6 protein-coding genes are annotated in these 7512 nt (G+C 69.9%); 4 read left to right on the top strand and 2 right to left on the bottom strand.

What is annotated here, in order from left to right; all coding sequences use genetic code 11:
* Together A5648_RS08345 and A5648_RS08340 are read left to right on the top strand one after the other, a co-directional pair.
* Nucleotides 1–508 (top strand): carbohydrate ABC transporter permease (locus A5648_RS08345; RefSeq protein WP_131810537.1); only part of this gene is annotated, 508 nt, incomplete at its 5' end.
* Nucleotides 505–1836, top strand: a complete 1332-nt coding sequence (locus A5648_RS08340) for an ABC transporter substrate-binding protein (protein WP_065024083.1) — start codon at nucleotides 505–507, stop codon at nucleotides 1834–1836. The genes A5648_RS08345 and A5648_RS08340, both read left to right, overlap by 4 nt.
* Before the next feature lie 64 nt (nucleotides 1837–1900).
* Here the strand turns inward: A5648_RS08340 and A5648_RS08335 are convergent, their stop codons facing one another.
* Both A5648_RS08335 and A5648_RS08330 read right to left on the bottom strand, forming a co-directional pair.
* Nucleotides 1901–2710, bottom strand: coding sequence for an energy-coupling factor transporter transmembrane component T family protein (locus A5648_RS08335; protein ID WP_065024082.1), 810 nt, complete (start codon nucleotides 2708–2710; stop codon nucleotides 1901–1903).
* The gene (locus tag A5648_RS08330; RefSeq protein ID WP_065024081.1) at nucleotides 2707–4692 is read right to left on the bottom strand and encodes an ATP-binding cassette domain-containing protein; all 1986 of its coding nucleotides are present in this window, start codon (nucleotides 4690–4692) and stop codon (nucleotides 2707–2709) included. Before A5648_RS08330 ends, A5648_RS08335 begins: the two co-directional genes overlap by 4 nt.
* Before the next feature lie 138 nt (nucleotides 4693–4830).
* Between A5648_RS08330 and A5648_RS08325 the strand changes: the two genes are divergently transcribed.
* Nucleotides 4831–5286, top strand: a complete 456-nt coding sequence (locus A5648_RS08325) for a MarR family winged helix-turn-helix transcriptional regulator (RefSeq protein ID WP_064855228.1) — start codon at nucleotides 4831–4833, stop codon at nucleotides 5284–5286.
* Between the two features lie 187 nt (nucleotides 5287–5473).
* On the top strand, nucleotides 5474–7282 hold the full coding sequence (locus tag A5648_RS08320) for a putative bifunctional diguanylate cyclase/phosphodiesterase (protein ID WP_064855258.1): 1809 nt from the start codon (nucleotides 5474–5476) through the stop codon (nucleotides 7280–7282).
* The last annotated feature ends 230 nt before the right edge of the window (nucleotides 7283–7512 follow it).

Genomic DNA, 7512 nt, shown 5'->3' with positions numbered 1-7512 from the left:
GTTCTGGGTGTACGTCGCCACCCTGATGGTTCCGGCCACCGTGACAGTGGTGCCGCTGTATCTGATGTTGGCGCAGCTGGGTCTACGCAACACCTTCTGGGCCTTGGTGTTGCCGTTCGTATTCGGGTCCCCGTACGCGATCTTTTTGCTGCGCCAGTACTTTCGCGCTGTGCCGGACGATTTGGTCAACGCTGCGCGTCTCGACGGCGCGAACACCCTGGACGTCATCGTGCACGTGATGATGCCGGCCAGCCGATCGATTCTGGTCACGCTCGGGCTGATCACCGTGGTCTCGCAGTGGAATAACTTCATGTGGCCGTTGGTGATCACCAGCGGCGACAAGTGGCGGGTGCTCACGGTCGCGACGGCCGCCCTGCAGTCCCGCTACAACGCGCAGTGGACGCTGGTGATGGCGGCGACGACGGTGGCGATGATTCCGCTGATCCTGCTGTTCGTGGCGTTCCAGCGCCGGATCGTGGCCTCGATCGTCGTCACGGGGATCAAGTGAGCCGGCCGCGGTTCTCCACTTTGTTCGCGACCGCGGTGATCGCCGTGGCCGCCCTGTTCGGCGTGGCGGCGGTGCTGCTCGATCACGCCTCGACCCGATCGGCCGGCGCCAAGACGGTGGTGACGGTGCGACTGTGGGACGAACAGGTCGCGACCGCCTACCGACAGTCGTTCGCCGCGTTCAACCGCGCCCACCCCGACATCGAGGTGCGCGCCAACGTCGTGTCCTACGCCACCTACTTCGACACGCTGCGCACCGACGTGGCCGGCGGCGGCGCCGACGACATCTTCTGGCTCTCCGACGCCTACCTGGCCGGGTACGCCGACAGTGGCCGGCTGATGAAAATCGATGCCGCCGGCGCGGATTGGGAGCCGTCGGCGGTCGGCCAGTTCACCCGCGACGGGACGCTGTGGGGGGTACCCCAGCTCACCGACGCCGGTATCGCGGTGTATTACAACGCGGATCTGCTGGCCGCAGCCGGAGTCGATCCCGCACGGCTGGCGCAGTTGCGCTGGGATCCGCACGGCGGCAACGACACCCTGCGGCCGCTTCTGGCCGCACTCACCCGCGATGCTGCCGGGCGCAGGGCGGGCACAGCGGGTTTCGACCAGCGCCGGATCCGGCAGTGGGGCTACAACGCCGCCAACGATCCGCAGGGCATCTACCTGAACTACCTCGGCTCGGCCGGCGCGGTGTTCCAGCGCGACGACCAGTTCGCCTTCGACAACCCCGCGGCGGTGGCCGCCTTCGACTACCTGGTGCGACTGATCAACGACGACCACGTGGCACCGCCGGCCTCGGACACCAACACCAACGGCGACTTCTCCCGCAACCAGTTCCTGGCCGGAAAGATGGCGCTGTTCCAGTCCGGCACCTACAACCTGGCGGCCGTGGCCGAGCAGGCCGCGTTCCGGTGGGGGGTGGCGATGCTGCCAGTTGGCCCGGCCGGTCGGGTCAGTGTCACCAACGGTATCGCCGCCGCCGGCAACGCGGCTTCAGCGCACCCCGAGGCGGTGCGAAAAGTGTTGGCCTGGCTTGGCAGCCGCAACGGCAACCAATACCTGGGGCGCCAGGGGGCAGCGATCCCCGCCGTGCTCAGCGCGCAGCAGGTCTACTTCGACTACTGGGCGCACCGCGGCGTCGACGTCACCCCGTTCTTCGCGGTGCTGGCCGGCGCCCGCATCCCCGCTCCCGGTGGATTCGCGGGATTCCCGGCCGGCAACCAGGCGATCAAACCCTATTTCGACGAGATGTTCCTGGGCCGCGCCGATGTCGCCACCACCTTGCGCAAGGCGCAAGACGCGGCCAACGCAGCAGCGCGCCGGTAGCAACCACCCCAACCACGCCGAGATTGGGAAGCGGGACGGAAAGCACGAGAAGGGCCGCGCCCACCTACCCCCTGCTCGACAGCACCGTCAGCTCGAGCGCCAACCCCGCCCCGCAGATCACGACGACCAACACCAACGCCAACGCATCGCCGAACCGCGGCCGCGCCGGCGACGCCGAAATCTGGCCCACGCCACCGCGAGCGGTGATCGCATCCCCCATCTCGTCGGCGCGGCGCAGCGTGACGGTGATGGCCGCGGTGATCAGGTCGATCGCCTCGCGCGCCCAGCGGCGGCGGCGCTCCCGGCGGGTACGCGGCCGGACCCTGGGCCGCAACCCGCGGGCGGCGTAGAGCACCCGGAATTCATCGATCAGCATCGGAAACGCGCGCAACGCCAGGGCCAGGGCAACGGCCCACTCGTCCACCGGGATTCGCAGCAGCCGCAGTGGCCGGCCCAGAGTGGTTACTGCAGGCGCGATTTCGGCCACGTTGGTGGTCCACGACACCATCGCGCCCAGCCCCAGCAGCACGATCGACAGGGCGGTGATGCGCAGGAAGTACAGCACGCCGCCCAGCCCGGCCGGTTCGCCGCCGGCCATGGCCGCGGTGGCACCGCCGACCACCAGCAGGACCCACAGCCAGCGCGGCACCGACGGCAGGGCGCCCCGCGGAATACGGGCGACCCGGGCCGCGGTGAACACCAGCAGCGCCACCGCGCCGATCGGCCCCCAGCCCGGGTAGAAGGTCAGCAGCACCGAGATGCCGAAGACGACAAGCAGTTTGGTCCCCGCCCACAAGCGATGCACGGCGGAGTCGCCGGGCACTGGGCGCAGCAGCACCACCGGGCGCGGGTTGCGACGCTGCGCTTTAGTCATGCCGCACCCGCCGGTGTCGGCACCAGCACGCCGTCCTGCAGGTGCAGGGTCCTGGGGCACAACGCCCCCAGCCCGGCGAAGTCATGGGAGATGACCACCACGGTCAGGCCGGTCTCGCGCCGCAGGTCCTCCAACAGCCGCAGCAGCCCGTGCCGGCTGGTGGCGTCCAGACCGGCGAGCGGTTCGTCGAGGATCAGGGCCCGCGGCGAGCGGGCCAGCAAGCCCGCCAGCACCAGCCGGCGCATCTGACCGCCGCTGAGCTGGTCGATGCGCCGACCCGCCAGCGCCGCATCCAGGCCGACCGCCGCCAGCGCGCCGTCGATCCGGGCGCGGTCCTGCGGTGAGAAGCCGGCCGCCGAGGCCACCTCCAGCCCGACGTGGCTGCGCATCAGCTGCAGCCGAGCCGCCTGGAACGACAAGGCGACCGCCCCCACCTGTTCGTCGGCGGGCCGGCCGCCGAGCAGGCAACTGCCCGCGGTCGGCGTCGTCAGGCCGGCCATGATCCAGGCCAGCGTCGACTTGCCGGAGCCGTTGCCGCCGTGGATCAGCAACCCGTCGCCTTCGTCGATGGTGAAGCTGATGTCGCGCAGTGCGGTCTTGGCCCACGGGGTGCCGCGGCCGTACTCATGTCCGACGCCGGACAGTTCCAGCACCGGCGGCCCGGAGCGGACGGCGGACGGCGCGGTGGGCACGTCGGCGGTCTCCACCATGGCGGTGTTGTCCGGCGAGCCGGACAGATCGATGGTCCGGTCGGCGCTGCCGACCTCATCGTTGTAGTGGGTGATGTGCACCAGCGCGGTGCTGTGTCGTTCAGAAAGCCCCGAGAGCACTCCGAGCAGCGCCTCGCGGCCCTGCGGGTCGACCATGCTGGTGACCTCGTCGGCGATCAGCAGTGCCGGTTCACGGGCCAGGGCCGCGGCCACTGCCAGGCGCTGCAACTCGCCGCCGGACAGACCGCCGGTGTCACGCTCGGCGAATCCGGACAGGCCGACCTCCCCCAGCAGCCGGTCGATGCCGGTGGTGGTGCCCGGCGGCAGGCCCCACACCACGTCGTCGGCGACGCGGGTGCCCAGCACCTGGCTCTCCGGGTGCTGCATGACGACGGCGGTGCCGCCGGGGGCCCCCAGGCCCACCGCGCCGGGGCGCTCGACGGTGCCCGCCGTGGGAGCACGCCCGGCCAGCAGCAGCATCAGGGTGGTCTTGCCCGACCCGTTGGCGCCGGTGACCGCGACGTGTTCGCCGGGGTGTACCTCCAGGCTGACCGGCCCCAGGGCGTCGTGGCCGGTCTGGGGGTAGCGGAACCGCACCTGGTCCAGCCGCACCGGGACCGGCGCGACCGGGCCACTTTCGGCGGGCAGGTCCAGTTTGTGCACGTCGGGCACCCCGCGCAGCCGGTCGAGCACCCGCGATAACGCCCAGAAACCCAGCAGCGAGACGATCATGACGCTGACGGTCGTCTGCGCCAGAAGCAGCCAGTGCCAGTAGCGCAGCAGCACCCCGAGGAATCCGGTGAGGTCGGCGGCAGCTTGCTGGAATTCCGGCAGCGGCACCTTGGCCATGGCGGCCGCGACGCCGTTCACGTTGGCGGTGATCGCATCGAAGATCAGGTGCCGCAGCCGCGACAGTACGGTCAACGCCGCCACCACGCCGGCGCCGAAGAGGGCGCCGGCCACTGCCGAGGCCGCGATCACCGTCGGCAGACCGCGGCGGTGGCGTTTGATGGTTCCGGTCAGCCCGCCGATGTAGGCGCAGTTGACCACCGTCATGAAGCCGCCCATGCCGGCGATCAGAAACGCGATGGTCGCGGCGGCCACCGTGGCCGCGATCAGCACCCGAATCCGGTAGCGGTAGGCCAGCAAGCCCATCGGCACCGTGCCGAGCAGCGCCAATCCGGCGGCGAAGGGCACCACGACCGCGATGATCGCCGTCGCCGCGCACAGCGCCGCCATCACCGCGGCCTGCGCGATCTCGACGGGTTGCATAGACCGGTCCCGAACGCGGCTGGGGCCCTGGCCGGTCTTCGTCACCCGTCGATTCTGCCAGCCGGGCCGGACAGGTCCAGAAAGGCGAGGACGACCGAGTTCCTCAACTTTCTTCCACTGCTGTGCAATACTCGCGCGATGGCCGCCGCCGCCCCCGCCCACGCCAGCCTGGGCGCCGACCTGCTCAGCGTCGTCGCCCGACTCAACCGGCTGGCCACCCAACGGGTCGCCCTGCCGATACCCGGAGCGCAGGCCCGACTGCTGTCGACCATCGAGGATCTCGACGAGGCCCGTATCTCCGAGTTGGCCATGGTCGACCACTGCTCGCAGCCGACCATGACCACCCAGGTGCGCCGACTCGAGGACGCCGGCCTGACCACCCGCACGCCCGACCCGCAGGACGCCCGCGCGGTACTGATTCGAATCACCGACAAAGGGGTGCAGACCCTGGACCAGGTTCGACGGGACAGGGCCGCGGCGATCGACCCGGAGCTGGACCGCCTGCCGGCCGATGACCGCCGCACGCTTGCCGACGCGGTTGAGGTGCTGCACCGCTTCCTGGCCGAGACCGCTGCGGCACGGCCGGACCGCTAGCTGGCGGACCAGCGGGAATTCGGCTCGGAAGTTTCCAGCCTGAGCGGTTTGTCGAATATGCTCAGTGCGGCATCGGCCCGAAGCGATTCCAGGTCTCCGGCGGCTCCCGCACTGGGCTGGCGGTCTTCGGGGGAAGGACATCGTGGCGGATAGATTGGCGTTGGTCACCTCGATCGCCGCCCAGCTGATGGCCACCACACCATCGACGGCGCCGGCGGTCAGCGAGCGGGTGTTGCAGACGCTGGTCGAGCAACTCAACGTCGACGCCGGGTTCCTGCGCCACAACGACCACGAGATCAGGGCGTCCAAGCTGGTCGCCGAATGGCCCCCGCGCACCGCCCGGCCGGACCCCGATCCCCTGGCCGTCGTCTCGTTCACCACCGCCGACCCGGTCTTCACCACCTGCGCGCACGGCAAGCGGGTTGCCGTGATCCGACCGGAGCCGGCCGAGTCCGGCTATGTACGCCAGATGGCGATGGAGCACGCCATCGAGTCCCTGTCGGTGGCCACCGCGCCGCTGATCTCCGGGCCGGTGACCACCGGCATGCTCTACCTGGTCAAGTTCCGCCGGCCCAAGTGGCGCCCGGAGGAACTCAACACCATCGAGGCGATCGCGTCGCTGTTCGCGCAGTTGCAGGCCCGAGTCGTCGCCGAGGAGCGGCTGCGCTACCTGGCCGACCACGACGACCTGACCGGTCTGCACAACCGCCGCGCGCTGGTCGCGCACCTCTCCGATCGGCTCGTCGAGGGCAACCCGGGCCCGGTCGGCGTCTTCTACATCGACCTCGACCGGCTCAAGCCGATCAACGACTACCTCGGGCACTCAGCCGGCGACTGGTTCATCCAGGACTTCGCCCGCCGGCTCCGGGTCTATGCCGGTAACCGGACTATGACGGCCCGCATCGGTGGCGACGAGTTCGTCGTCATCCCGGATTGGCCGATGTCGATGGCCAGTGCGGAGACGTTCGCCGATCGGCTGCAGGGCGCCTTGCGCGACAAGGTGGAGATCCAGGGCCACACCGTCACCAGCACGGTCAGCGTGGGTGTGACGGTGGGGCTGCCCGGCGAGGACACCGCCGCGGGATTGCTGCACCGCGCCGACGAGGCGGTGCTGGCCGCCAAACGCGGCGGCGGCAACCAGACCGTCAGCTCCACCGACGACATGTCGCTGAAGAGCTTGTTCCGCAAGGACATCGAACTGCACCTGCAGGGCAAGATCGACGATGAGTCACTGCTGCTGTACTACCAGCCCGAGGTCGACCTGTGGAGTGGCGCGATCGTGGCGGTCGAGGCGCTGGTGCGCTGGCGGCATCCGACCCGTGGGCTGCTGCTGCCCGGCTCGTTCATCAGCATCGCCGAATCCGCGAACCTGGCCGACGATCTGGGCCGGTGGGTCATGCGCAGTGCGTGCGCGGAATTCAGCTCATGGCAGGCCAACGGCGTCCGGACCAACGCCACCCTGCGGGTCAACGTGTCCCCGGTGCAGTTGGCCGCGCGTGGATTCGTGCAGAACGTGGTGGAGACCGTCGACGAGTTCGGCCTACGGCCGGGGTCGCTGTGTCTGGAGATCACCGAGCGCGCGGTGGTACAGAACATCGAGAGCACCCGGCGCACCCTGGCCGAGCTGCGCGAAGCCGGGGTGCAGATCGCCATCGACGACTTCGGCACCGGCTATGCCGTGCTGTCGCATCTGAAGGATCTGCCGGTCGACACGCTCAAGATCGACACCGTGTTCGTGCGTGAACTGGGCGTCAACCCCGGCGATCTCGCGATCGTCCGGGCGATCATCGCGCTGGCCGAGGCATTCGGCCTACAGGTGGTCGCCGAGGGCGTGGAAACCTCCGCGGCCGCACTCACCTTGATGCGGCACGGGTGTCACCGGGCGCAGGGATTCCTGTTCTCCCGCCCGGTGCCGGGCCCAGCCGCCGAAGCGATGCTGGCGTCGCGCTGGATGGCGATGCCTTTCCTAGCCGACAGCCAGGCCCTGGTGATCTGACAAGAACAACGCCCGGTAGAACGCGGCACACAACCGCACCCCCGGCTGCCTGCCGGCGAGCGCAGCAGTCGGTGCGGTGCACCAACGCGGCTCGGCGTGCGGCGGCAATCGGCGGTGCGGACCCCTCGAGGTGCCCCGGGCGAAGCTGTGGGAGGAACGCACTGATGCCGGCCACGACGCACGCTGCTGCGCGCTCGAGCCGTGCAAACCAGTTCCTCGCATAAACGGAG

This window comes from Mycolicibacter sinensis (assembly GCF_001673565.1).
Lineage (GTDB): Bacteria > Actinomycetota > Actinomycetes > Mycobacteriales > Mycobacteriaceae > Mycobacterium > Mycobacterium sinense_C.
Note: the sequence above shows the minus strand (reverse complement) of the source record. Positions and strands in the feature narration are given on the sequence as shown.

What these genes read in the sequence shown, in the direction of transcription:
- A5648_RS08335 (WP_065024082.1), bottom strand. Translation starts at nt 2,710, where the DNA reads ATGACTAAAGCGCAGCGTCGCAACCCGCGCCCGGTGGTGCTGCTGCGC.
- A5648_RS08330 (WP_065024081.1), bottom strand. Translation starts at nt 4,692, where the DNA reads ATGCAACCCGTCGAGATCGCGCAGGCCGCGGTGATGGCGGCGCTGTGC.
- A5648_RS08325 (WP_064855228.1), top strand. Translation starts at nt 4,831, where the DNA reads ATGGCCGCCGCCGCCCCCGCCCACGCCAGCCTGGGCGCCGACCTGCTC.
- A5648_RS08320 (WP_064855258.1), top strand. Translation starts at nt 5,474, where the DNA reads ATGGCCACCACACCATCGACGGCGCCGGCGGTCAGCGAGCGGGTGTTG.